The sequence below is a fragment of the Nonomuraea sp. NPDC049421 genome, assembly GCF_040677005.1.
Classification (GTDB): Bacteria; Actinomycetota; Actinomycetes; order Streptosporangiales; family Streptosporangiaceae; genus Nonomuraea; species Nonomuraea salmonea.
Window position 1 is genome coordinate 297,431 of the sequence record NZ_JBFAQA010000005.1, and the last position, 22,566, is coordinate 319,996.

Below are 22,566 nucleotides of genomic sequence, written 5' to 3' on the forward strand. Positions count from 1 at the left end.
GGCTCTTACGTCCCACCACCACCGCTGCTCAGGGTGTGGAGACACCACCACCGCTGCTCAGCTTGTGCAGGCACCACCATCGCTGCTCAGCGCTCAGAGACACCGCGCCCATTGACCGGCGCCTGCGGTGTCGCCATCGCGAACGGGCCCCCTTATCCACAGGCGGCGCCCGTTCTGGCTTCTCCTCCACAGAACCCCGTTCGGGCATCCCTGGCCCCACTCTCCCGCGGCACCGTATTGCCCAGGTCGCGGGCAGCGGGCCCGCCGCATGGGAGGCATGGGATGAACGACATCTACATCACGCTCACCGGTAACGTCGCAGCCGAGCCCAGGCAGTACAGCTTCGACGAGGGCACCAAGGTCACCTCGCTGAAGGTCCTCACCTCACACCGCTACTTCGACAGGAAGACCGGCCAGTGGACGGACGGCGAGAAGGTCTGCTTCACGGTCCGCTGCTGGCGTGCGCTCGGGGAGAACGTCGCGGCCTCCATACGCGCGGGGCAGCCGGTGGTGGTGTCGGGCAAGCTCCGCATCCGTGAGTTCGGCACCGAGGGAGACCGCCGCTTCATGCCCGAGATCGAGGCCAGCGCCGTAGGCCACGACCTGCGGTGGGGCACGGGAGCGTTCACCAAGCCCGAGCGCAGCGGCATCGGCCCCATGAGCAAGGAGATGCGCGAAAAGCTTGACGAGGAGACCCGCGACTGGGCCATGGGCACCCGCCCCAGCCGCACCCCCATGCCCGGTTTCACCGCCGCGAACCCGGAGCAGCCGCAGCCACCGGCTCAGGACACCAGGTCGGGCAACACCCTCGTCCGCACCCTGGGCCCCAACGACGACACAGTCCGCATCCTGACCGCCACTACGGCAGCAACCGACCCCGAGGGGACGGCAGCGACTGAGGAGGAAGACCACCCGGAAGCAGAAGAACGCGCCGCCGCCTGACAGGCAACCTCGCCCCGTGCCGCGTAGGCCAGCGCCGCACCGGCCTTGACCACCATGCGGCACGGGACATCGCGGAACGCGCCGACATCCGCGCCCACCCTGCACGCCCAACGGACAGCGGGCACGCTCACCCGCATGTCCAACGGACGGCGGACGGGCTTACCCTGCAGACCCCAACGGGTGGCGGGCGCGCTTACCCTGCACGGGTCGCGCCCCAACGGGTGGCGGGCGCGCATCGCTCATCGCTCACCGTCCCTGGCCCGCAGCGGGCATCGACTGAGGTCGCCACCAGCCCCACGCCGCCGAGGTGGCGCGCACGCGTCGCGCGCAAGCAGGAAAGGGGAACGGGCGAGAGGCCGGGGGAGAGGTGCAGCCGGGCGCAAGGGGATCGGGCGGGGGAGGGAGCCGGATGGGAGGGAGCCGGGCGAAAGGGAGTTGGGCGGAGGGAGTCCGGGCGGGAGGGAGTCCGGGCGGGAGGGAGCGAGGGAGGGAGGGGTGGGGAGGCGGGGTGCGTGCCGCTAGAGCGGTGTGACGGGGCTGGTGGTGAGGCGGGAGGGGGAGGGGGGCACCGGCCGGAATTTCGCGAACGCCCCCGAGGGACGGCCGATGGTGTGTTGCCCGCCTCAGTGGGCTAGAGCACCTGTCATGTCCAGGTCACGCCCCGCACCATGGTTGCTCCTTTCCAGCGCGGCTGTCCGTCATGGCCCGCTCGCGAATTGAGCAGGTGTGGTCATTGCCAAACGTATCGGTTCCCATCGCACATCGCACACTCCGCAATTATTGTGTTACACATCGTTAGTCTGAGAGGAGACGAGATGGCGGTGACCAGTCACGCCTCGATCAAGCCTCGCGACGGAGTGTCAACACTGACCGACCGCTGGCCATTGCTGGGGCAACGTCGCCCCCTGGTCGGCTACTTGTGCGCGATCGTCGCTCTTGATCTCGTCGCGATCGTCATGCTCTCGGCGTTCACCGTCTTCCAGTGGCGGGACGCGCTGACGTTCGCCGCTCTCATGGCGTGCGGCGCCGTCTGCATCGAAGCGACCAGGCGGCTCGGCATGCCCGCCGGAGTGTCGCGCGACCTGCTGTCGGCGTGGTGGCTGCCGGTGGCGCTGCTCCTCCCGCCGGTGTACGCGCTCTTCGCCCCCATCGTGCTGCAGATCCTGCTCCAGGTGCGGGTACGCGCCACCGTCCTCTATCGCCGGGTGTTCAGCTCGGCCGCCATCGGGCTCGCCGGGTGCACGGCGTCCCTGGGGTTCCACTGGTTCGTCCCCGACCCGTCGGTGCTGTCCCAGGGGAGTGGGGCGCCGATCATGTTCGCGGTGGCCGCCGCCGCGCTCTTCGCGGTGCTCAACATCGCGCTCATCGCCATCGCCGCCCACACCGCCGATCCCGACATGACGTGGCGCGAGGTGCTGTGGGACCGGGAAAGCGTGCTGCTGGACATCGTCGAGCTGTGCCTGGGCGTCACGGTCTCGATCGCGTGCGGGCTCAACATGGCTCTGCTGCTGCTCGCGCTTCCGCCCGTGGTGCTGTTGCAGCGCAGCCTCCTGCACGCGCAACTCCAGGCCGCCGCCCGTACGGACGCCAAGACCGGGCTGCTCAACGCGGCCGCGTGGCAGCGCGAGGCCGACACCGAGATCGTACGAGCGCGGCGCACCGGCGAATCCCTGGCGCTCCTCATCATCGACATCGACCACTTCAAGCGCGTCAACGACGCTCACGGCCATCTCGTCGGCGATGAGGTGCTGGTCGGGGTGGCGTCCATGCTGCGCAGCCAGTTGCGCGACTACGACGTGGTGGGCCGGTTCGGCGGCGAGGAGTTCGTGGTGCTGCTGCCCGGCGCCGACATCGACGAGGCCCGCCGTGTCGCCGAACGCCTGCGCGTGCACATCAGCCATATGGCCGTCCCCGTCGAGGACACCCTGGTCAAGGTCACGGTCTCGACGGGTGTGGCGTTGATGAGCGTGCACGGTGACGACCTGATCGACCTGCTGACGGCCGCCGACCTGGCGCTCTACCGGGCCAAGGAGCTGGGCCGCGACCGCGTCTGCATCCCCGCCGTCCCGTCCCCGCCACCCCACCCCCTTTCTACGGACACCACCCCGCCCCCCGACCCCACCCCCGCGCCTAACCAGGACCGCGACCCCGACCCCACCCCCTGACCAGGCCACCCGGCCTTCCCTCGCCCCACATCCGCACGCCCGTTACCTTTTGTCCAGCATCCGCACGCCCGTTCCCTTCCGTCCGGCATCCGCACGTCGTTTCCCTTCACCCGACATCCGCGGGCGTCCCCTTTCCCACCCCGTCGTGCCGTCGCCGGCGCTGTTTGCGGCGTGTGGTGTCAGCGCTGTCAGGACGGCGGCCACCGGCGGGTCTGAAAAGGGTCCGGGCGGTGCCGTCACGCGTGTCGGCTGGTGAGGCCCGGCCTTGGGGTTGAGAGGGGTTCGGAGGCTGGGGGCGCGGGGGCCGGGTCATGGAATCACCGGGCTGGGGCCACAGGGACCGGGGTCGTGGGCTCACCCTGAGGGGAGTCGGGGCCGGGGTCATGGGCTCGCCGGAGGGGCGCGGCGCCGAGGTCATGGGGTCACCACACTGGGGTGCGGTGGCGCGCCCGCTCCGGCAGCACGCGCTGATCGCCGCCGCGCCGCAAGCCCGTCCGTCGGCCGCCCTGCCATCGGCGGGTGGGGGTGGGGGATCGTGGGCATCTGGGTGGGCGGGGTGGGGAGGGTTGTGTTGCCCCTTGGGTCTTGCTTCCCCGCAAGAGGGTGTGTTCTTGCATGTCGGGGGTGACAGCCCGGGGCTTGGGGTGGTGGCTGGTCGGGTTGACGAGTGGGAGCGGCGGAAGCCCGGGTTGGGAGCCCCTAAGCTAGATGGCATGCCGGAGTACATCTACACGCTGCAGCGCGTGCGCAAGGCGCACGGCGACAAGGTTGTCCTTGACGACGTCACGCTGTCGTTCCTGCCCGGAGCCAAGATCGGTGTCCTGGGGCCGAACGGCACCGGGAAGTCGACGCTGCTCCGGATGATGGCCGGCCTGGAGCAGCCGTCCAACGGCGAGGCCAAGCTGATGCCGGGCTTCACGGTCGGCATGCTCCAGCAGGAGCCGCCGCTCAACGAGGAGAAGACCGTCCTCGGCAACGTGCAGGAGGGTGTCGCCGAGACGATGGCGATGCTCGAGCGCTACAACGAGATCGCCGAGCAGATGGCCACCGACTACAGCGACGAGTTGCTGGAGGAGATGGGCAAGCTCCAGGAGCAGCTCGAGCACCGCAACGCGTGGGACCTCGACAGCCAGCTCGAGCAGGCGATGGACGCGCTGCGCTGCCCGCCGCCCGACGCCGACGTCTCGAAGCTGTCCGGTGGTGAGCGCCGCCGGGTGGCGCTGTGCAAGCTGCTGCTAGAGGCGCCCGACCTGCTGCTGCTCGACGAGCCCACCAACCACCTCGACGCCGAGAGCGTGCAGTGGCTGGAGTCGCACCTGGAGAAGTACGCGGGCACCGTGCTGGCCGTCACCCACGACCGCTACTTCCTCGACAACGTCGCCACCTGGATTCTCGAGCTCGACCGGGGCCGGTGCTACCCCTACGAGGGCAACTACTCCACCTACCTCGACATGAAGGCCCAGCGGCTCAAGGTCGAGGGCCAGAAGGACGCCAAGCGCAAGAAGCGCCTGGAAGATGAGCTGGAGTGGGTCCGGTCCAACCCGAAGGCCCGCCAGACCAAGAGCAAGGCCCGTCTCCAGCGCTACGAGGAGATGGCCGCCGAAGCCGACAAGTACCGCAAGCTCGACTTCGAAGAGATCCAGATCCCGCCGGGCCCGCGTCTGGGCACCACGGTGATCAAGGCTGAAAAGCTCACCAAGGGCTTCGATGAGCGGCTGCTCATGGAGGGGCTGACGTTCGACCTGCCGCGTAACGGCATCGTCGGCGTCATCGGTCCCAACGGTGTCGGTAAGACGACGCTATTCCGCATGATCACCGGTGGCGAGACGCCCGACGAGGGTTCCATCATCATCGGCGACACGGTCAAGATCTCGTACGCCGACCAGAGCCGGGGCGGCATCGACCCGAGCAAGAACGTCTGGGAGGTCGTCTCCGACGGGCTCGACCACATCAAGGTCGGCAACGTGGAGATGCCGTCGCGGGCCTACATCGCGGCGTTCGGGTTCAAGGGCCCTGACCAGCAGAAGAAGGCCGGCGTGCTGTCGGGCGGCGAGCGCAACCGGCTCAACCTCGCGCTCACCCTCAAGCAGGGCGGCAACGTGCTGCTGCTCGACGAGCCCACCAACGACCTCGACACCGAGACCCTGTCGTCGCTGGAGAACGCGCTGCTCGACTTCCCGGGCTGTGCCGTGATCACCTCCCACGACCGGTGGTTCCTCGACCGCATCGCGACCCACATCCTGGCCTGGGAGGAAGGGTCGAACTGGTTCTGGTTCGAGGGCAACTACGCCGACTACGAGAAGAACAAGATCGAGCGGCTGGGCGCCGACGCGGCCCGCCCGCACCGGGTGACCTACCGCAAGCTCCACCGCGACTGATTCCCGCGGGCGCGGGTTTCGCAAGGCAAGCACTCAACCGCCGAAACCACCACTATCAGGTGCTTCTCGACATTTCGCCTGATAATGGTGGTTTCGGCGTTTCCGGGCGTCGGTCAGGCCGGGCGTCGGTCAGGCGGGGTGGCGGGGTGGCGGGGTGGCGGGCGCAGGCGTGCTGCGCGAGGGGTGTCGGGTGGTGTGGGGTTCGCTGGTTCGGGCGGGGGCGGTCTTCGTTGTCAGGGTGGGGAGGACGGGCAGGATTCAGGGGACTTTGCTGAGGGCGGCGAGGGATTCGATGAAGAAGTAGATGACGCGGAAGAACGCCAGCACGTCCCCGCGCTCCAGCCGCAGCCCCCGATACATCACCACCCGCCCGGGGTCGGCGCCGGCACGGAATTCGTGCCAGGATCCGCCCAGCATGAACACCGGCAGCTCCACCTCGGCCTGCCGTTCGCCGTGGTGGAAGCCGGCCGAGATGCCGACGAACGCGTCCCGCTCGTCCTAAGTCATGCGCTCGCGCCAGTCGACGGCGTCCTGGGAGAAGTCGAGCTCGTAGACGTCCCAGCGCTGGCGCAGGTAACGCTTGTAGAGCTCGGTGTAGCTGGGCAGGCGCTTGAGGTCGTGGTGCACGTACGCGACGTCGTCGATGTCGAGGTCGCGGATCTGCCGCAGCGAGGACTCCGCGACGTCGGACAGCTTCGTCATGCCTCCGCCTCCCCGACGGCGACCGGCGTGGGAGCGGGCTGGGAGGGCCGCCGCCAGGGCCCATTGAACAGCAGGATGGCGGGGATGAACAGGACGAGGCAGCCGAGCGCCACGAACAGCCACGTCTGCCAGTTGGTGGCCTCGACGACGTGCGGGATGAGGAGCAGGCCGACCACCGCGATGCCCTTGCTGAGGAAGCCGAACAGCCCCCACGCGGTGCCCTGCAGGCGAGGGTCGGCGTCCTCGGCGTCCTCGGAGTAGTTGGCCATCCAGGGGGCGTAGGCGACGCCGAGCGAGCCGCCGAGCAGCGCGCCGACCACCATCAGCAGGCCGGTGGAGACGCCTTCCTGGCCGAGCGAGACGGCGAGGTAGGCGGTGACGAGGACGGCGGCGACGGTGCCGCCGAGCGAGAACGGCTTGCGCAGTTGCGTACGGTCGGACAGGCGGCCGGTGATGATGAGCGTGATGAGGTTGAGGCTCCAGAAGGCGGCCATGATCGTGGACGCCTCCGCGCTGCTGATGCCGAGCGCGCCGACCAGCATGGTCTGCCCGAACAGCGAGAGCGTGATGTAGAGGACGAGCCACAGCGAGATGCCGATGACGTGGGCCCAGATGTTGCGCCGCCTGAACAGCGAGCGCAGGGTCGGCGGCTTGGAGAGGTCCACGACCTGGCTGGCGGCGCGTTCGGTGTGCTGGATCCTGGCCCGCAGCTCGGGGGAGAGATCGGCGATGTTGAACGCGATGACGATCGAGATGACCAGCGAGAAGCAGCCCATGATGACGAACTGGGAGCGCCAGGAGTCGTTGAAGATGGGCAGCGTCCATCCGGCGACGGCGGCGGCGAGGAAGTTGGCGCCGACCGGCCCCCACGTCCAGAAGCCGAACGCCTGGGCGCGGCCGAGGCGCGGCGAGAAGTCGCGGATCAGCGGCGCGGTGCTGGCCATGGCGACGCCGTCCACGAACGCCAGCGCGATCCGGGCGATCAGCAGGTCGCGCGGGCTGTGCACGAGGGTCATGGTGAAGCAGAGGACGGCCGTCAGCGCCATGAGGGGGATGAGCAGCCTGACCCGGCCCAGGCGGTCGGTGAGCCGGCCGCCGATGATGGAGGCGATGGCCCCGGTCACGGCGGCGCCGCCGGACACCGCGCCGTACGTTGCCAGCGACATGTCGAGGTCTTTGAGCAGCAGGGGCACGACGGGGGCGATCTGGCCTTCGTACGAGCCGATGAGGATGGCCAGCACGGCCATCGTGAGGATTTTCATGCGCCGGGCGCCGGTCGGGTACTCGTCGAGCTCACGGACGTAGGACAGCCTCATGGCCAACCTTTCTGGTCGAGCTTTACCCCCGTGTAGTTCTAGAAGACAGCTCTAGAATCTATTTCTGCGATGCTGCCTCTCACATCTGGCTCCGTCAAGGGTGTGAGGCCGGGTCCGTGGCTAGAATGAAATTCTAGGATTGCCGAGAGCGAGGAGCCCCCCGCGTGGACCTGGAACTGGACGGCCTCGACGTACACTTCGACCACACCGCCGTGGCGGCGCCCCGGATCAGGGACCTGCTGCCGATCTACCGCGACCTGCTGGGCGGCCGGCATCTCGGCGGCGGCGGCGACAACCTGCGGGCCGGCTACCGCACGCTGCAGCTCACGTACGGCAACGGCGGCAAGGTCGAGCTGATGGAGCCGCTGGCCGGTTCGACGTTCTTCGACAGCTTCTTCGAGCTCACCAGGGGCAGAGGCGGCGTCCACCACCTCAACTTCCACGTCAATGACATCGGCGCGGCGGTGGCCAGGCTGACCGGGCGTGGCTATCGGCTGCACGGGCTCAACCGGTCGGATCCGCGCTGGCAGGAGGTGTTCCTGCACCCCAAGGAGGCGCACGGGGTGCTCATCCAGCTCGCCCAGCCGGGGCCGCGCCAGCCGGCCGAGGAGCGCCCGGCCTTGGAGGACGTGCTGGCCGGCCGCGGCAGGAACGGCAACGGCATCCCCAGCCCCTGAGCATCAGGGGCTCTTGAGGTGCGGCAGAACTTAGATCTAGAGTGGAATTCTAGAACTAGGATTGGGGAGGCTGATGAAGCCGGCACCTAAGCCCACACCGGAGACCCAGCCCTTCTGGGACGGGACGGCCGTGGGCGAGCTGCGGATCCAGCGCTGCACCACCTGCGAGCGCCACTACTTCTACCCCCGCCCCACCTGCCCCCGGTGCGGCGGCGACCAAGTCGAATGGGTCCGCGCCAGCGGGCGGGCGACCCTCTACTCGTACGTCATCAACCACCGTCCGGCGCCGGGCTTCGAGGAGGAGGCCCCGTACGCGATCGCCGTCGTGGAGCTGGAGGAGGGCGTGCGGATGATGACCAACATCGTGGGCGTGCCGAACGTCCCCGAGAACCTGCCCCTGGACATGGAGCTGCAGGTGGTGTTCGAGCGGCGGGGTGAGGTCACCGTGCCGCTGTTCGAGCCGGCCGGAGGTGCCCGATGACCGTGGTGATCGCCGGCGCCGCCGAGACCGACGAGGTGGGCCGCCTGCCCGGCCACTCCACGTTGCAGCTCCACCTGGAGGCCGCCAGGAACGCCCTCGCCGACGCGGGCATGACCATCCACGACATCGACGGCATCGCCACGGTCGGCACGCCCGGCCCGATCCAGGTCGCGCACGCCCTCGGCGTCACGCCCGCCTGGCTGGACGGCACGGGCGTGGGCGGGTCGTCGTTCCTCTTCCACGTCCGGCACGCCGCCGCCGCGATCAGGGCGGGCATGTGCCACACCGTGCTCATCACGCACGGCGAGTCAGGGCGCTCGCGGGTCGGGGCCGGTCGCTACGGCATGGGGCCCGACTCGCTGCTCGGGCAGTTCGAGCTGCCGTACGGGGTGGTCGGCCCGCCCACGTCGTTCACCATCACCGCGCTGCGCTACATGAAGGAGACCGGCCTCACCCACGAGCAGCTCGCCGAGGTCGCGGTGGCGCAGCGGCGCTGGTCGCACCTCAACCCCAGGGCCATGTACCGCGACCTCATCACGGTCGAGGACGTGCTCGCCTCGCGCCTGGTCGCCTATCCGTTCCACCTGCTGGAGTGCTGCCTGGTCACCGACGGCGGCGGCGCGCTGATCGTCACCACGCCCGAGCGGGCCCGGCGCTCCCCGGTCTACCTGCTGGGCTCGGGGGAGGCGGCCGAGTCGCCGATCATCTCCCAGATGGAGGACTTCACCACCTCCAAGGGCTTCCGCCTCTCGGGCGAGGCGGCCTTCGCCGAGGCGAAGATCACGCACGCGGACGTGGACCATCTCATGGTGTACGACGCCTTCGCCCACGTACCCATCTACGGCCTGGAGGACCTGGGCTTCGTCGGGCGCGGCGAGGCGGGGGCGTTCATCGCGGAGGGCCACACCTCGCCGGGCGGCCGGCTGCCGCTCAACACCAACGGCGGTGGCCTGTCCTACACGCACACCGGCATGTACGGCATGTTCGCCATCCAGGAGTCGGTACGCCAGCTGCGCGGCGAGGCGGCGGCGCAGGTGCCCGGCGTGGAGGTGAGCGTGGTCCTGGGCAACGGCGGCATGTTCGCCTCGGCCGCCACCCTCGTCCTGTCCAACCGCCTGCCCTGAGCAGGAGAGGGGCGCCTGAGGGGGCGCCCCTCTCCACGAAACCAGGGGCAAGGATCCTTCGGACCAGGGAACCCGGACCGGTGAACCGGCCCTGGGCCGCCCGGACCGCGGGGTCAGCGCCAGGTGATCAGTGCGTCGAGCGCTTCGACGCGGGAGCCGGTGACGAGCAGCGGGTTGATCTCCAGGGACTCCAGCCCTTCGCCCAGCGACTCGGCGAACGAAGCGACGCGGGCCACCACGTCCGCCACCGCGTCCAGGTCCGCGGCGGGGCCGCCGCGCACGCCGTCCAGCAGGGCCGCGCCGCGCAGCTCCGCCAGCGCCGTACGCACCTCGCCCGCGTCCACCGGCAGCACCCGCAGCGCGGTGTCGCGCAGCACCTCCACCCAGACCCCGCCGAGCCCCACGGCCAGCGTGAGCCCCCAGGCGGGGTCGCGGACGACGCCGACCAGCAGCTCGATCCCGCCGCCGCGCTGCGGCTGGACGAGCACGCCGTCGAGCGACGGCACCGCGGCCACCACCTCCCGGTACGCCCGCCGCACCTCCTCCTCGGCGGCGAGGCCCAGCCTGACCCCGCCGACGTCGCTCTTGTGCCCGAGCCCTTCGGCGGCGGCCTTGAGCACCACGGGATAGCCGAACCGGCCGGCGGCGGCGACCGCCTCCTCCTCCGAGCGGGCCAGGTCGGACGGCACGACCGGTAGCCCGGAGGAGGCCAGCAGTGCGGCGGCGCGGTGCTCGGCCCACACCCCGTGCGCGCCGGGCGGGCGCAGCGTCCCTTCGGCGCGGGGGATGGGCTCGGGCCGGGACAGCACCCTGGCCCGCGTCCGCGACCACCGTACGGCGGCCCCGATGGCGTGCATGCCGTGCTCGATCCCGCCCGCCACATACGGGAACCCGGTCTCCTGCTGCACCTGCCGCCCGAACGCGGTCACGTCGGTCAGCACGTTGCTCACCACCACGACCGGCACCCGCGAGGCCGCGATGCGCTCGGCGCTGGCCGTGTACTGTGCCAGGACGGGCGCCGGGTCGGGGGGCGCGAGCTTGGGCGGCTCGGATAGCAGCATGACGAGGTCGATGTTCGGGTCGGCGGTGACCACGTCGAGCGCGCGGCCGAGCAGTGTGCGGTCGATGAGCACGTACCCGGTGACGTCGAGCGGGTTCTGCACGGTGCCGAAGGCCGGCACGATGTCCCTGAGCCGTTCGACCGTCTCCGGCGCGAACGCCGGCAGCTCCAGGCCCTCGTCCTCGGCCCGGTCGGCGATGATCTCCGAAGCGCCGCCCGACGGCGTCACGACGCCCACCCGCGGCCCCGGCAGCGGTCCGCTGGAGGCCAGCAGCCCCGCGGTGATGATGAGATCCTCCAGCGAGCGCACCCGGATCACGCCGAGCTGGCGCAGCGCCGCGTCGATCACGTCGTCGTCGCCCACCAGCGCGCCGGTGTGGGCCTGGGCGGTGTGCGAGGCGAGCGTGCTGCGGCCGATCTTGAGCGCCACGATCGGCTTGCCCGCTTCCAGCGCCCGCCGCGCCACCCGGGAGAACTCGGCCGGGTTCCTGATCGTCTCCAGGAACAGCGCGATGACCTTGGTGGCCGGGTCGTCCACGAGGTAGTCGATGACGTCGGTGACGCTCACGACGGCCTCGTTGCCCATGGAGGTGAGCAGGCTGATGCCGACGTTGCGGGCCTGCGCGAAGGAGAGCACCGAGCTGGCCAGCGCGCCGCTCTGCAGCACCACGCCGACCTCGCCGCGCAGCAGCGGCGGCGGGATCGGCAGCCCGTACGGGGTCACGCCCGCGGCGGCGTTGATGTAGCCGTTGCCGTTGGGCCCGAGGATGGTCAGCCCGTGTTCCACGGCGAACCCGGCGATCTCGGCCTCCAGCCGCGCCCCCTCCTCGCCCGACTCGCCGAACCCGGCCGTGAGGATCACGTAGCAGCCGATGCCTAGCTTGGCGCCCTCGCGCAGCACGCCCAGCACGGAGGCGGTGGGCACCATCACGTACGCGAGATCCACGGGTTCGGCGATCTCGGTGAGGCTCTTGTGCGCCGGCATGCCGTGCACCACGCCGCCCCGGGGGTTCACCAGGTGCACGGGCCCGGGAAACCCGTGCGCGCGCAGGTTGCCGAGCGTGCTGATGGACCAGCCGGACTTGTCCGTCGCCCCGACCAGGGCGATCGAGCGCGGGTTGAACAGTTCGCGGACGGACATGCCCCTCACTCTCCGATGAGGCCGAGCCGAGCGTGCCCCTTGATCAGGTTGCGGGCGATCGTGCGCCGCTGGATCTCGTCGGTGCCCTCGAAGATGCGCAGCAGGCGCAGCTCGCGATACCACCGCTCGATCGGCAGCTCCTTGGTGTATCCCATGCCCCCGTGGATCTGCAGCACCCGGTCCACGACCTGGTTCGCCATGACGGCGCCGTTGAGCTTGGCGATGGAGGAGGCGTGCCGGGCGTCCATGCCCTGGCCCACCTGCCAGGCGGCGTACAGCGTGAGCCACTTGGCGGCCTCGATCTCCACCTGGGAGTCGGCGATCATCCACTGGATGGCCTGGTAGTTCGAGATGGTCTGGCCCATCGACTTGCGGATCTTGGCGTAGTCGATGGCCATCTGCAGCATGCGCTCGGACGAGCCGATGGCGCGCGCGGGGATCATGTAGCGGCCCTGGCCGATCCACTGCATGGCCAGCTCGAAGCCCTTGCCCAGCTCGCCCAGGATGTTCTCCTCCGGCACCCGGACGTCCTGGAACACCAGCGAGGCGGGGCCCCACTGGCCCATGGTCGGGATCGGCTCGGACGTCCAGCCCATGTCCCTGTCCACCAGGAAGCAGGTGACGCCGTGCTCCTCGGCCAGGGCGAAGACCATGACGAAGTCGGCCTCGTTGCCGCCGGTGATGAACGTCTTCTCGCCGTTGATCACCCACTCGGCGCCGTCGCGGGTGGCGCGGGTGCGGATGTTGCGGGCGTCGGAGCCGGCGCCGGGCTCGGTGATGGCGAAGCAGGAGCGGCGCTCGCCCTCGATGGTGGGGATGAGGTAGCGCTGCTTCTGCTCGTCGGTGCCGGCGTACAGGATGTTGTCGGCGCTGCCGCCGAACGAGAACGGCACGAACGTCCGGCCGATCTCCATGGCGATGATCGCGGACATGATGGGGCCGAGGGCGGCGCCGCCGTACTCCTCGGGGGTGTTGATGCCCCAGAAGCCCGACTTCCTGGCCTTGGCGCGCAGGTCGCGCAGCACGTCGGCGTCCAGGCCGGGGCGGCCCTCGCGCTCGTTGCGCAGGACCTCCGGCTCCAGCGGCATGACCTCCTTCTCGATGAAGGACCGGACGGTGTCACGGATCTGCCGTTCCTCGGGGGTGAGCGAGAAGTCCACAGCCGCCTCCCAGGGCATTTTCTAGAATCGTTCTCTAGGAAGAGGTTCTAGCCTATGTCGTCCAGTGTCAAGAATCGGATTCTAGAATTCGCCGCGCTACGATAGGCGCATGGCACGCAAGTCCTCGTGGGAGTGGAGCCGTACGGCCCAGACCCGCAAGAGCATGCTGCAGGCCGCCCGTGAGGTCTTCAGCGAGCACGGCTTCGCCGACTCCAACGTCTCCGACGTCGTCGCCCGCGCCGGGTCCAGCGTGGGCAGCCTCTACCACCACTTCGGTGGCAAGACGGAGCTCTTCCTCGCCCTCTACGAGGACCACCAGGCCGCCCACGAGCAGGCGTCGGCCGCCAGCGTGGCCAAGGCCAAGAAAGAGGGGGTCACCGACCCGGTCGAGCTGCTGATCGCGGGCGCGCGGGCCTACCTCGCGGGCGCGTGGGAGCGCCGCGACCTGGTCAGGCTCTTCATCGACGGCGACGGCCCTCCTGGTTTCGAGCTGATCCGCCGCACCCGCGGGCGCGAGTGGGTACGCCAGAACGCGGTGCTGCTCGGCGCCGGCGGCGACCCGCTCGACCGGTTCACGGTGGCCGTGCTGACCAGCATCATCGGCGAGGCCGCCCGCGAGGTCGCCACCTCCGACAACGAGGAGGAGGCGCAGGAGGTGATCGAGGCGGCGGTGACGCTCATCCACCGCCTCGACCCCCTCAGGGAGCTGCGCGAGGGCTAGCCGATCGTCGCGCGGCCCCGGTCGATCACCACGGTCCCGTCGTCCTTCGCTGTCCTGAACAGCACGTCCGTGCCGTCCGCCCAGATCGAGACGGTCAGCGGCTCACCGGGGAAGACCGGGCTGGAGAAGCGCCCCGACATCGCCTTGAAGCGCGCCGGGTCGGAGCCCGCCACCGCGTGCAGCAGCGCCCGGCCGGTCACCCCGTACGTGCACAGCCCGTGCAGGATCGGCCGGTCGAACCCGGCCCTGGCGGCGAACTCCGGGTCGCTGTGCAGCGGGTTGTAGTCGCCCGACAGCCGGTAGATGAGCGCCTGCTCCGGATACGTCGAGTACGTCACCTTGTGGTCGGGCGCCCGGTCCGGCGCCGCCCAGGAGTCGCGCGGCCCCCGATCACCGCCGAACCCGCCCTCGCCCCTGATGAACACCGAGCTGTAGGACGAGATGACCAGATCGCCGGTGTCGAGATCGACGGCCCTGGCCTCGGAGGTGACCAGCGCGCCCGAGCCCTTGTCGTAGATGCCGGTCACCTTCGAGGTGGTCCGCACGCCGCCCGCCGCGGGCAGCTCCCGGTGCAGCTCGAAGCCCTGCTCGGCGTGGACCAGCATGGCCGGGTCGAAGCCGCCGAGCCGCCGCCCCGGCGCCTGCGCGGCCAGCACCGCGAACGTCGGCAGCACCCGCTGCCCCTTCTCCGTGGTGAACTCCAGCTCCGAGGTGCCGGCGCCGACGCCGAGCGCGTACAGCATGGTGTCCTTGGCCGTCCACGTGCGCTCGTGGGGCGCGCTCTCGACACCGATCACGCTGTGGTCGAGTGGCATGTCAGTCCTCCCGTCCGGGGACGCGGCCGTTGGTCAGCGCGTTGGGCGCGGCCTTCTCGACCAGCGCGGGGATGACCGAGCCCAGCTCGGCCGGATCCCAGCGGCCGCCCTTGTCCACGCCGGGCCCCGCGTGCCAGCCCTCGGCCACGCTGATCACCCCGCCGCGCACGTTGAACACCCGCCCCGTGATGCTCCTGGCCTCCGCGCTGGACAGCCACACCACCAGCGGCGCGATGTCGTCGGGGTCGGCGCCGGTGGCGCCCTTCGGCAGCAGGTTCTCGGTCATGCGGGTGAGCGCGGCGGGCGCGATCGCGTTGACCGTCACGCCGTAGCGCTCCAGCTCCCTGGCGGCGATGACGGTCAGGCCCGCTATGCCGGCCTTCGCGGCGCCGTAGTTACCCTGACCGGGGTTGCCGTAGATGCCGGAGGACGAGGTCGTGTTGATGATGCGGGCGTCCACCTGCTCGCCCGCCTTGGCCTTCGAGCGCCAGTAGGCGGCGGCGTGGCGCAGGGGTGCGAACGTGCCGCGCAGGTGCACCCTGATGACCGCGTCCCACTCCTCCGCGGTCATGTTGACCAGCATCCGGTCGCGCAGGATGCCCGCGTTGTTGACCAGCACGTCGAGCGTGCCGAAGTGGTCGATGGCGGCGCGGACCAGCCGCTCGGCGCCGTCGAAGTCGGAGACGTCCTCGCCGTTGACGATCGCCTGGCCGCCCATGGCCTCGATCTCCGCCACCACCTCGGCCGCCGCTCCCGACGAGCCGGTGCCGTCCACCTCCGCTCCGAGGTCGTTGACCACCACCTTCGCGCCCTGCCTGGCGAACTCCAGGGCATGTCCCCGTCCGATGCCCCTGGCCGCGCCCGTGACGATCACCACGCGGCCCTCGACTATCCCGCTCATCCGACACCTCGAATCCTTGACCGGCGAACGATGCGAATAAGATTCTAGTATTGAAATCTAGAAAGGATAAGGGCCTTTGGCGGCGACCACCCCGACCCTCGGCTACGCCTGGCGAACTCTGTCGGTCGTGAGCCTGGCCAGCGTCCTGACCGGGCTCGGCGGCAGCGCGATCAACGTCGCGCTCCCCGAGATCGCGCGCAACACCGGCGCCGACGCCACCGCGGCGAGCTGGATCCTCCTCGGCTACCAGTTGACCACGACCGTCCTCATGGTGGTATTCGGCAGACTGGCCGACTTGTTCGGCAGGCGCAGGATGTACCTGCTGGGGCTGGCCACGTACACGGGGGCCGCGCTGCTCGCCGGGCTCGCCCCGAACGCCTGGCTGGTCGTCGCCATGCGGGTCGTGCAGGCGGCGGGCGCCGCCATGCTGCTCACCAACAGCGCGGCCCTGGTCAGCGACGCCTTCCCACGCGAGCGGCTGGGCGAGGGCATGGGCGTGTACGTCGCCTCGTTCTCCATCGCCGGGCTGATCGGCCCCACGCTGGGCGGCGTGCTGGCCGAGAGCCTGGGCTGGCGGTGGGTGTTCTGGTTCAACGTGCCGATCGGGCTGCTCTGCCTGCTGTGGGGCTCGATCACACTGCGCAGGACGGCGCCCGCCCGGCGCGACGGCGGGCTCGACGCGCCGGGCAGCCTGCTCGTGCTGCTGACGCTGGGCGGGCTGCTGCTGGCGCTGTCGGAGTTCACCAGGCTCGGCTGGCAGCATCCGCTGGTGCTCGGCGGCGCGGTGGCCTTCGTGGTGGGGCTGCCGCTGTTCGTGCTCAGGGAACGCAGGGCCGCCCACCCCGTGGTGGACATGAGCCTCTTCCGCGAGCCGTCCTTCGCCTTCGGGACGCTCGCCTCGTTCCTCAACGCCGTCGCGCGCATGGGCATGGTCTTCCTCGTCGCGCTCTACTTCCAGGCCGTCCGCGGGGACGATCCCGTACAGGCAGGGCTCAAGGTGCTGCCGCTGGCCGTGGCCGCCCTGTGCGCCTCGGTCGTCTCCGGCTTCCTGCAGCGCCGCTTCAGCGCCCGCACCCTCGCCGTGGCCGGGGCCGCGACGACCTCCTGCGGCCTCGCGGTCATGATGGCGGTGATGTCCACGACGATGCCGTATCCGGCCGTCGCCACCGGGCTTGTGCTCATCGGCCTCGGCTCCGGGATCTTCCTGCCGTCCAACAACACCGCCATCCTCGACGGCCTGCCGTCGAACCGGCTCGGCATCGTCAACGCCATGCGGCTCATGCTGCAGAACACCGGCAACGTCGTCGGCACCGGCATGGTGCTGTCGATCCTCGTCGCGCCGCTGCCCGCCGCGCTGCACCAGCAGGTCTTCGCCGGCACCCTCGGCCTGCTCTCCGGCGAGGCCGTCGGGCAGCTCGTCACCGGCTACCGGTGGGCGCTCGGCACGATGGCCGCGGTGTCGGTGCTGACCGTGCTGACCTGCCTGGCCCGGCGCAAGGCCACCTGACGTGGCCGGGTACGGTGGCGGACGTGGACGAACCTTCCCCGGCCCGACGGCACATCTATCCCCGCGTGGTGAGATTCGGTGACATCGACTCCCAAGGTCATGTGAACAACGTGCGCTTCCTCGACTACCTCGAGGACGCGCGGTTCGGCATGTTGAGCATCGACCCGTACAAGGAGGGTGTGGAGCCCTTCAAGGGGCTGGTCGTGACGCGCCACGAGATCGACTACCGGCGCCCGCTGGGCTTCCGCGCCGAGCCCGTACGCGTCGAGACCTGGGTGACGGAGATCCGGGCGGTACGGTTCACGCTGCGTTACGAGATCCGCGACGACGAGGACCTCTACGTGACCGCGAGGTCGGTGCTCGCGGCGTACGACGTCGAGCGGGCCGCGCCCCGCCGCCTGACCGAGAGCGAGCTGGCCTACCTCAAGCGGTACGCCGAATGACGTACCTCTGAGCATGAAGCGGTGGTGGATGCTGGCGCTGGGCGTCAACGCGCACGCCAGCGTCACCCTGGGGCTGTTCGGACTGCCCCTGGTCATGCCCGAAATCTTGCGACATTTCGGTGTCTCGCTGCCAGTGGGTGGCCTGATAGGGAACGCCCCGGCGATCGGTATCCTGTGCGCCCTCGTCGCCTGGGGCGCGCTCGCCGACCGGCACGGCGAACGGCTCGTCTTGGGACTCGGCGTCGGTGTGGCCGCCGTGACGCTGGCCGCCGCCGCGTTCGCCGAGGCCACCTGGGCCGTGATCGCGCTGCTCGCCCTGGCCGGCGCGGGCGGCTCCGCCGCGATGGTCGGCGGCGGCCGGATCGTGCTGCGCTGGTTCAGCCCGCCCGAGCGCGGCGTCGCCATGGGCGTGCGGCAGGTCTCCTTCACCCTCGGCATGGCGGCCGCCGCCTTCGTGCTGCCGCCCGTCGCCGCCGCCCACGGGCTGACCGGCGTGCTGCTGCTCTGCTCGGTGCTCAGCCTGCTGGCCGCCGTGCTGGCCGCGCTCTTCCTGGCCGAGCCGCCGCACACGGCGCCCGAAAGCAGGGCGGCCGCGGCGGGCTCGCCGTACCGGCAGCCCGCGTTGTGGCGAGTGCACGCCACCAGCGCGCTGCAGGCGGTGCCGCAGATCGTGGTCACCACGTACGGCGTGGACTGCCTGGTCACCTCCTACGGCTGGGACGGCGTCGCGGCGGGGCGGCTGTTCGGCGTGGCCGCGATCGGCGGCGCCGTGGTCCGCGTCGCGGCCGGTCGCTGGTCGGACAGGACCGGCCTGCGCATGCGTCCCCTGCTGCTGCTCACGCTCTGGAACCTCGTCGTGCTTGCCCTGCTCGTCGCAGGCGCGCTCACCGGAGCCGCGTTCGGCGTGGTCATGCTGGCGCTCGCCTCGGTGATGACCGTGGCGGGCAACGGCCTCGCCTACCTCACGGCCGGCGAACTGGCCGGACCCGGCTGGGCGGGCCGGGTGCTCGGCACCCACAACACCGTCCAGAACACCGTCGCCCTCGTCGCCACCCCGCTCGCCGGCCTGCTCATCGAGGGCGCCGGCTACTGGGCGGGCTTCGCCGCCGGCCTCGGCTGCGCGCTGGTCTCGCTGCCGGTCATCCCGCTGCGCGCCGACCGCTCATGACGCGCGCCGCAGCCACACCGCCGTGTCCTGCGGCAGCAGGCCGCGCTTGAGCGGGCCGCTCGTCAGCAGCACCTCGGTGTGCTCGGGCAGGTGCACCGGGCCCGTGCCGCAGTTGAGTGCGCAGATCAGCGGACCCCTGGTGAAGAAAAGCGCTCCCTCAGGGGAGTCGAGCCACTCCAAGGTGTGAGGAATCTCTCCCGCCAGCGCGCGGCGCAGCGCCAGGGCCCGCCGGTAGAACTCCAGCGTCGAGTCCGCCACCCCTTCCTGCTTCTCCACGCTCAGCTCCGCGAACGACTCCGGCTGCGGCAGCCACGGCTCCACCCCGCCCGGCGAGAACCCGTGGGACGGCGGATCGACCGTCCAAGGGATCGGCACCCGGCACCCGTCGCGCCCCGGCAGCTCACCCTTCGACCGGAAGAAGATGGGGTCCTGCCTGGCGTCGTCCGGCAGGTCGGTCACCTCCGGCAGCCCCAGCTCCTCGCCCTGGTAGAGGTAGGCGGAGCCGGGCAGGGCCAGCATCGTCAGCAGCGCCGCCCTGGCCCGCGCCAGGCCCGCCCCAGGATCGTCCGTACCGTAGCGGGTGCGGTGGCGTACGACGTCGTGGTTGGACAGCACCCACGTCGCGTACGGCACCGCCGCCAACGTGTCGTCGATCACCTTGCGGAACGCGGTGGCCGACCACGGCGCCTCCAGCCAGGCGAAGTTGAAGCTCTGATGCAGCTCGTCGGGGCGTACGTAGCGGGCGAGGTCCTCGGCGTCGTCGGTCCACACCTCGCCCACCGCCATCCGCTCCCCCGGGTAGGAGTCGAGCAACCGCCGCCACTCCCGGTAGACGCCGTGCACCTCCGGCTGCCCCCACACCGGCGAGACAGAGGCGAACGACTGGTCGTCCACGTCGGGCAGCCCCTCCGCCTTGTAGAGCCCCATCGCCACGTCGATGCGGAACCCGTCGACGCCGCGCTCCAGCCAGAAGCGCAGCACGTCCAGGAACTCCTCGTGCACCTCGCGGTTGCGCCAGTTGAAGTCGGGCTGCTCGGGCGCGAACAGATGCAGGTAGTACTGCCCGTCTGGCGCCTGCGTCCAGGCGGGTCCGCTGAAGGTGGACTTCCAGTTGTTGGTGTGGTCGCGGAAGATGTAGCGGTCGCGGCCCACCCCGCGCAGCGCCTCCTGGAACCACGGGTGCGCCGACGAGCTGTGATTGGGCACGATGTCCACGAGCACCCGCAGCCCCAGCTCGTGCGCCTGCGTCACCAGCGCGTCGAAGTCGTCCAGCGAGCCGAACAACGGATCGACGCCGCGGTAGTCGGCCACGTCGTAGCCGCCGTCGGCCATGGGGGAGGGGTAGAACGGGGTCAGCCAGATGGCGTCCACGCCCAGCCGCCGCAGATAGGGCAGGCGCTCGCGGATGCCGGCGAGATCGCCGACGCCGTCTCCCGAGGCGTCGGCGAAGCTGCGGACATAGATCTCGTAGACGACTGCGTCACGCCACCAGGGGATATCCATGTGGCGTGTCATGCCCCGTTATGTGGGGGAGTTCACCAGGCTGTGGGCCGCGTAGACCAGATAGTCCCAGAGCCGCTTGTCCTGCTCCTCCGGCAGGTCGAGCGAGTCGACCGCGTCACGCATGTGCCGCAGCCAGGCGTCGCGCTCGGGCTCGCCGATGACGAACGGCATGTGCCGCATGCGCAGCCGGGGGTGGCCGCGCTGCTCGCTGTAGGTCTTGGGACCGCCCCAGTATTGGACCAGGAAACCGCGCAGCCGCTCTTCCGCGCCCGTGAGATCGGGCTCCGGATAGAGCGGCCGCAGCAGCGGGTCTTCCGCGACCCCCTCATAGAAGCGGTGTACGAGGCGCCGGAACGTCTCCTCGCCCCCGACGGCGTCGTAAAAGGAGGTCTCTGTCACGATCCCTAGCTTAGGCGCTGCCCACCAGCTGAATGCCCGCGGTGTCGAGCGCCGACTTGACCCGCAAGCGCATCTCGCGCGCCACCTCGGACTGCGCCGACGGCAGCGTCTTGGTGGTGATGCGGAACACCAGCGAGCTGTCGGACAGCTGCTCGACGCCGTAGACCTGCGGCTCTTCGACGATCTTGCTCTCGCGCAGCTCGGCGTCGGCCCACATCTCCTCGGCCACCTGCTCGAGCAGCACCTTGACGCCCACCACGTCGGCGTCGTACGCCACGGGAACGTCCATGTACGCCCTCGACCACCCCTGCGACTCGTTGCCGACCCGGGTGATCGTGCCGTTGCGGATGTACCACACGCGGCCGTCGGCGTCGCGCAGCCGGGTGATGCGCAGCGTGACCGCCTCGACGGTGCCCACGGCGGCGCCCGTGTCGATCACGTCGCCGACGCCGTACTGGTCCTCCAGCAGCATGAACATGCCGGCGATGAAGTCCTTCACCAGCTCCTGCGCGCCGAAGCCGACCGCGACGCCGAGGATGCCGACGCTGGTCAGCAGGGGCGCGATCGGGATGGTCAGCCGGTCGAGCACGGTCAGCGCCGCGGTGCCGAGCACGACGATCGAGGCGACGTGCTTGAGCACCGACCCCATGGTCTCTGCCCGCTGCTTACGCCGCTCGTGCAGCAGTGCGTCGATGCCGTCGGGAGCCGCTCCCTTGCGGAACCGGCTCGTGATCGACCCACCCGTGGCCGCTCGGTTGACCACCCTCGTGATGATCCGGTGCGCGACGTTCCGCAGAACGAAGGCGAGCACGAGGATCAGGACGATGGTTATCGCGCTGGACACCAGGGGCGCCCAGGGCTCGTTGCCGAACACCCTGACCAGGGTAGAGCAAAGAACCGTGTCACTTTGGCAGACAGCGGACATTTGCGTGGTCATCTGATCCACGTCCGGCAGAAGCGACGGAGACGCGGATGGTGGTGCCGGCGTCACCAGCAGTAACACTATGGTGGATCCCCCTCCGGAAGCGGTTCGGTCGCCTATTGGACCGTTTCGATCCAAAAGATACCGCCGACCGAACCGCCCGCCGTCACATCACGCCGGGGAAGACGGGGTCGCCGGCTCTCTGGGCCGCGGAGGGAGAGAGACGGCGCTCCGATGACGGACGGCTCGGAACGGGACACGCACCCGGAAGCGTGTCCCGAGCCGGTTCCGGGAGGGATCCCCCGAACACCCGCCCGGTGATGCGGGCGGGGGTCTGAGAGCCCGTACGGCGGGCGGCGCCGTACGGGCGGGCCTCACAGGGAGGCCATGAAGAGGCATGTGACGTGCGGCCGGCCGGAACCGGCGGGGTGACCAAGGGCCCGGGCACGCCGGAGCCCCTCCGCACCGGTCACCCCGCCGGCTCCCAGAAGCCGCCGCGGGTCGCGGTGAGCCGCGGTGGCTGCGCTCCACCCGGATCACCACGCCGTTCACTCACCCGCGACGGCGAGCACGCGGGCGACCTTGTTCGCCGCACCGGCCGGGTCGTCGGCCGTGTGCATCCGGTCGCCCCAGGACCAGCAGTACCACCAGGCCGAGACCTCCGAGACGGCGGCCGGGCGGCACGTGACGTTCTCGGAAAGGCTCGTGGCGTCCGGGTTGATCACCCGGACGAAGGTGTGCCCGCTCTGGGTCCGGACCACTCGTGCGAGCAGTCCGCGAGCGCCGAGTTCGGTCACCAGACGCTCAAGGTGCTCGAAGTTGTCGTCCCCCACCGTTCGTCCCTCCCTTGGGAATCGTTGCCGGTGCGCCAAAGATGGCCCAAGTCAAGGGTTCGCGCAACGGGGCTGTTTGCTCACGGGGAGTCGCTTCTCACTCGTGGGTTGTAAGAAACAGTCCTCGGGAGGACGATCCTTAACCGTAGGCTCCCTATCGGCGTTTCCCATCCCGTCGTCATTGCTTCATAGTCATGGGTAGGCGTAC

General features: G+C 70.2%; 21 protein-coding genes. 10 read left to right on the top strand and 11 right to left on the bottom strand.

Annotated features, from left to right (window positions below; genetic code table 11):
- The first annotated feature begins 282 nt into the window (after positions 1-282).
- The 3 genes from AB0K18_RS11700 to ettA all read left to right on the top strand — a co-directional run bounded on the left by AB0K18_RS11700 (position 283) and on the right by ettA (position 5,485).
- On the top strand, positions 283-942 hold the full coding sequence (locus AB0K18_RS11700) for a single-stranded DNA-binding protein (RefSeq protein ID WP_364913423.1): 660 nt from the start codon (positions 283-285) through the stop codon (positions 940-942).
- A gap of 815 nt (positions 943-1,757) precedes the next feature.
- Positions 1,758-3,107, top strand: a complete 1,350-nt coding sequence (locus AB0K18_RS11705) for a GGDEF domain-containing protein (protein ID WP_364913425.1) — start codon at positions 1,758-1,760, stop codon at positions 3,105-3,107.
- 713 nt (positions 3,108-3,820) lie between these two features.
- A complete protein-coding gene (gene ettA / locus AB0K18_RS11710; RefSeq protein ID WP_364913428.1) occupies positions 3,821-5,485 on the top strand; it encodes an energy-dependent translational throttle protein EttA in 1,665 nt (554 codons plus the stop codon).
- Between the two features lie 258 nt (positions 5,486-5,743).
- Here the strand turns inward: ettA and AB0K18_RS11715 are convergent, their stop codons facing one another.
- The 3 genes from AB0K18_RS11715 to AB0K18_RS11725 form a co-directional block, all read right to left on the bottom strand.
- Complete coding sequence (locus AB0K18_RS11715; protein WP_364913431.1) at positions 5,744-5,920, bottom strand: hypothetical protein; 177 nt, start codon at positions 5,918-5,920, stop codon at positions 5,744-5,746.
- Positions 5,921-5,983: 63 nt separating this feature from the next.
- Complete coding sequence (locus tag AB0K18_RS11720; RefSeq protein WP_364913434.1) at positions 5,984-6,187, bottom strand: hypothetical protein; 204 nt, start codon at positions 6,185-6,187, stop codon at positions 5,984-5,986.
- Positions 6,184-7,503 carry an MFS transporter gene (locus AB0K18_RS11725; RefSeq protein WP_364913437.1) on the bottom strand — a complete coding sequence of 440 codons (1,320 nt, stop codon included), beginning with the start codon at positions 7,501-7,503 and terminating at the stop codon, positions 6,184-6,186. Before AB0K18_RS11725 ends, AB0K18_RS11720 begins: the two co-directional genes overlap by 4 nt.
- A gap of 164 nt (positions 7,504-7,667) precedes the next feature.
- On the opposite strand from AB0K18_RS11725, the gene AB0K18_RS11730 reads away from it, so the two are divergent.
- From AB0K18_RS11730 to AB0K18_RS11740, 3 genes are all read left to right on the top strand, one after another.
- The gene (locus AB0K18_RS11730) at positions 7,668-8,180 is read left to right on the top strand and encodes a VOC family protein (RefSeq protein WP_364913440.1); all 513 of its coding nucleotides are present in this window, start codon (positions 7,668-7,670) and stop codon (positions 8,178-8,180) included.
- Between the two features lie 73 nt (positions 8,181-8,253).
- Positions 8,254-8,661, top strand: a complete 408-nt coding sequence (locus tag AB0K18_RS11735; RefSeq protein ID WP_364913443.1) for a Zn-ribbon domain-containing OB-fold protein — start codon at positions 8,254-8,256, stop codon at positions 8,659-8,661.
- The gene (locus tag AB0K18_RS11740; protein ID WP_364913447.1) at positions 8,658-9,785 is read left to right on the top strand and encodes a thiolase; all 1,128 of its coding nucleotides are present in this window, start codon (positions 8,658-8,660) and stop codon (positions 9,783-9,785) included. Before AB0K18_RS11735 ends, AB0K18_RS11740 begins: the two co-directional genes overlap by 4 nt.
- A 113-nt stretch (positions 9,786-9,898) precedes the next feature.
- Here the strand turns inward: AB0K18_RS11740 and AB0K18_RS11745 are convergent, their stop codons facing one another.
- Positions 9,899-11,986 carry an acetate--CoA ligase family protein gene (locus AB0K18_RS11745; protein ID WP_364913450.1) on the bottom strand — a complete coding sequence of 696 codons (2,088 nt, stop codon included), beginning with the start codon at positions 11,984-11,986 and terminating at the stop codon, positions 9,899-9,901.
- Between the two features lie 5 nt (positions 11,987-11,991).
- Positions 11,992-13,164 (bottom strand): acyl-CoA dehydrogenase family protein, encoded by a 1,173-nt coding sequence (locus tag AB0K18_RS11750; protein WP_364381314.1) that lies wholly within the window; start codon positions 13,162-13,164, stop codon positions 11,992-11,994.
- 91 nt (positions 13,165-13,255) lie between these two features.
- Here AB0K18_RS11750 and AB0K18_RS11755 point away from each other — a divergent pair, with 91 nt between their 5' ends.
- Positions 13,256-13,867 carry a TetR/AcrR family transcriptional regulator gene (locus tag AB0K18_RS11755; RefSeq protein ID WP_345388109.1) on the top strand — a complete coding sequence of 204 codons (612 nt, stop codon included), beginning with the start codon at positions 13,256-13,258 and terminating at the stop codon, positions 13,865-13,867.
- Here AB0K18_RS11755 and AB0K18_RS11760 read toward each other — a convergent pair.
- Both AB0K18_RS11760 and AB0K18_RS11765 read right to left on the bottom strand, forming a co-directional pair.
- Positions 13,864-14,682 (bottom strand): MaoC/PaaZ C-terminal domain-containing protein, encoded by an 819-nt coding sequence (locus tag AB0K18_RS11760; protein ID WP_364913454.1) that lies wholly within the window; start codon positions 14,680-14,682, stop codon positions 13,864-13,866. The genes AB0K18_RS11755 and AB0K18_RS11760 overlap by 4 nt on opposite strands.
- Position 14,683: 1 nt before the next feature.
- Complete coding sequence (locus tag AB0K18_RS11765) at positions 14,684-15,583, bottom strand: SDR family oxidoreductase (protein WP_364913457.1); 900 nt, start codon at positions 15,581-15,583, stop codon at positions 14,684-14,686.
- Positions 15,584-15,659: 76 nt separating this feature from the next.
- Between AB0K18_RS11765 and AB0K18_RS11770 the strand changes: the two genes are divergently transcribed.
- The 3 genes from AB0K18_RS11770 to AB0K18_RS11780 are packed head-to-tail and all read left to right on the top strand — an operon-like array spanning position 15,660 to position 18,701.
- On the top strand, positions 15,660-17,090 hold the full coding sequence (locus AB0K18_RS11770; protein WP_364913460.1) for an MFS transporter: 1,431 nt from the start codon (positions 15,660-15,662) through the stop codon (positions 17,088-17,090).
- Positions 17,091-17,104: 14 nt separating this feature from the next.
- Complete coding sequence (locus AB0K18_RS11775) at positions 17,105-17,533, top strand: thioesterase family protein (protein WP_364913462.1); 429 nt, start codon at positions 17,105-17,107, stop codon at positions 17,531-17,533.
- A 13-nt stretch (positions 17,534-17,546) separates the two neighbouring features.
- Entirely contained in the window at positions 17,547-18,701 is a 1,155-nt protein-coding gene (locus AB0K18_RS11780; RefSeq protein WP_364913464.1) for an MFS transporter, read from the top strand.
- Here AB0K18_RS11780 and AB0K18_RS11785 read toward each other — a convergent pair.
- The 4 genes from AB0K18_RS11785 to AB0K18_RS11800 form a co-directional block, all read right to left on the bottom strand.
- Complete coding sequence (locus AB0K18_RS11785) at positions 18,696-20,204, bottom strand: glycoside hydrolase family 13 protein (RefSeq protein WP_364913467.1); 1,509 nt, start codon at positions 20,202-20,204, stop codon at positions 18,696-18,698. The genes AB0K18_RS11780 and AB0K18_RS11785 overlap by 6 nt on opposite strands.
- A gap of 18 nt (positions 20,205-20,222) precedes the next feature.
- Complete coding sequence (locus tag AB0K18_RS11790; protein WP_364381334.1) at positions 20,223-20,603, bottom strand: globin; 381 nt, start codon at positions 20,601-20,603, stop codon at positions 20,223-20,225.
- Between the two features lie 10 nt (positions 20,604-20,613).
- A complete protein-coding gene (locus AB0K18_RS11795; RefSeq protein ID WP_364913469.1) occupies positions 20,614-21,477 on the bottom strand; it encodes a mechanosensitive ion channel family protein in 864 nt (287 codons plus the stop codon).
- 596 nt (positions 21,478-22,073) lie between these two features.
- Positions 22,074-22,358 (bottom strand): hypothetical protein, encoded by a 285-nt coding sequence (locus tag AB0K18_RS11800; protein ID WP_364913472.1) that lies wholly within the window; start codon positions 22,356-22,358, stop codon positions 22,074-22,076.
- Between the last annotated feature and the right edge of the window lie 208 nt (positions 22,359-22,566).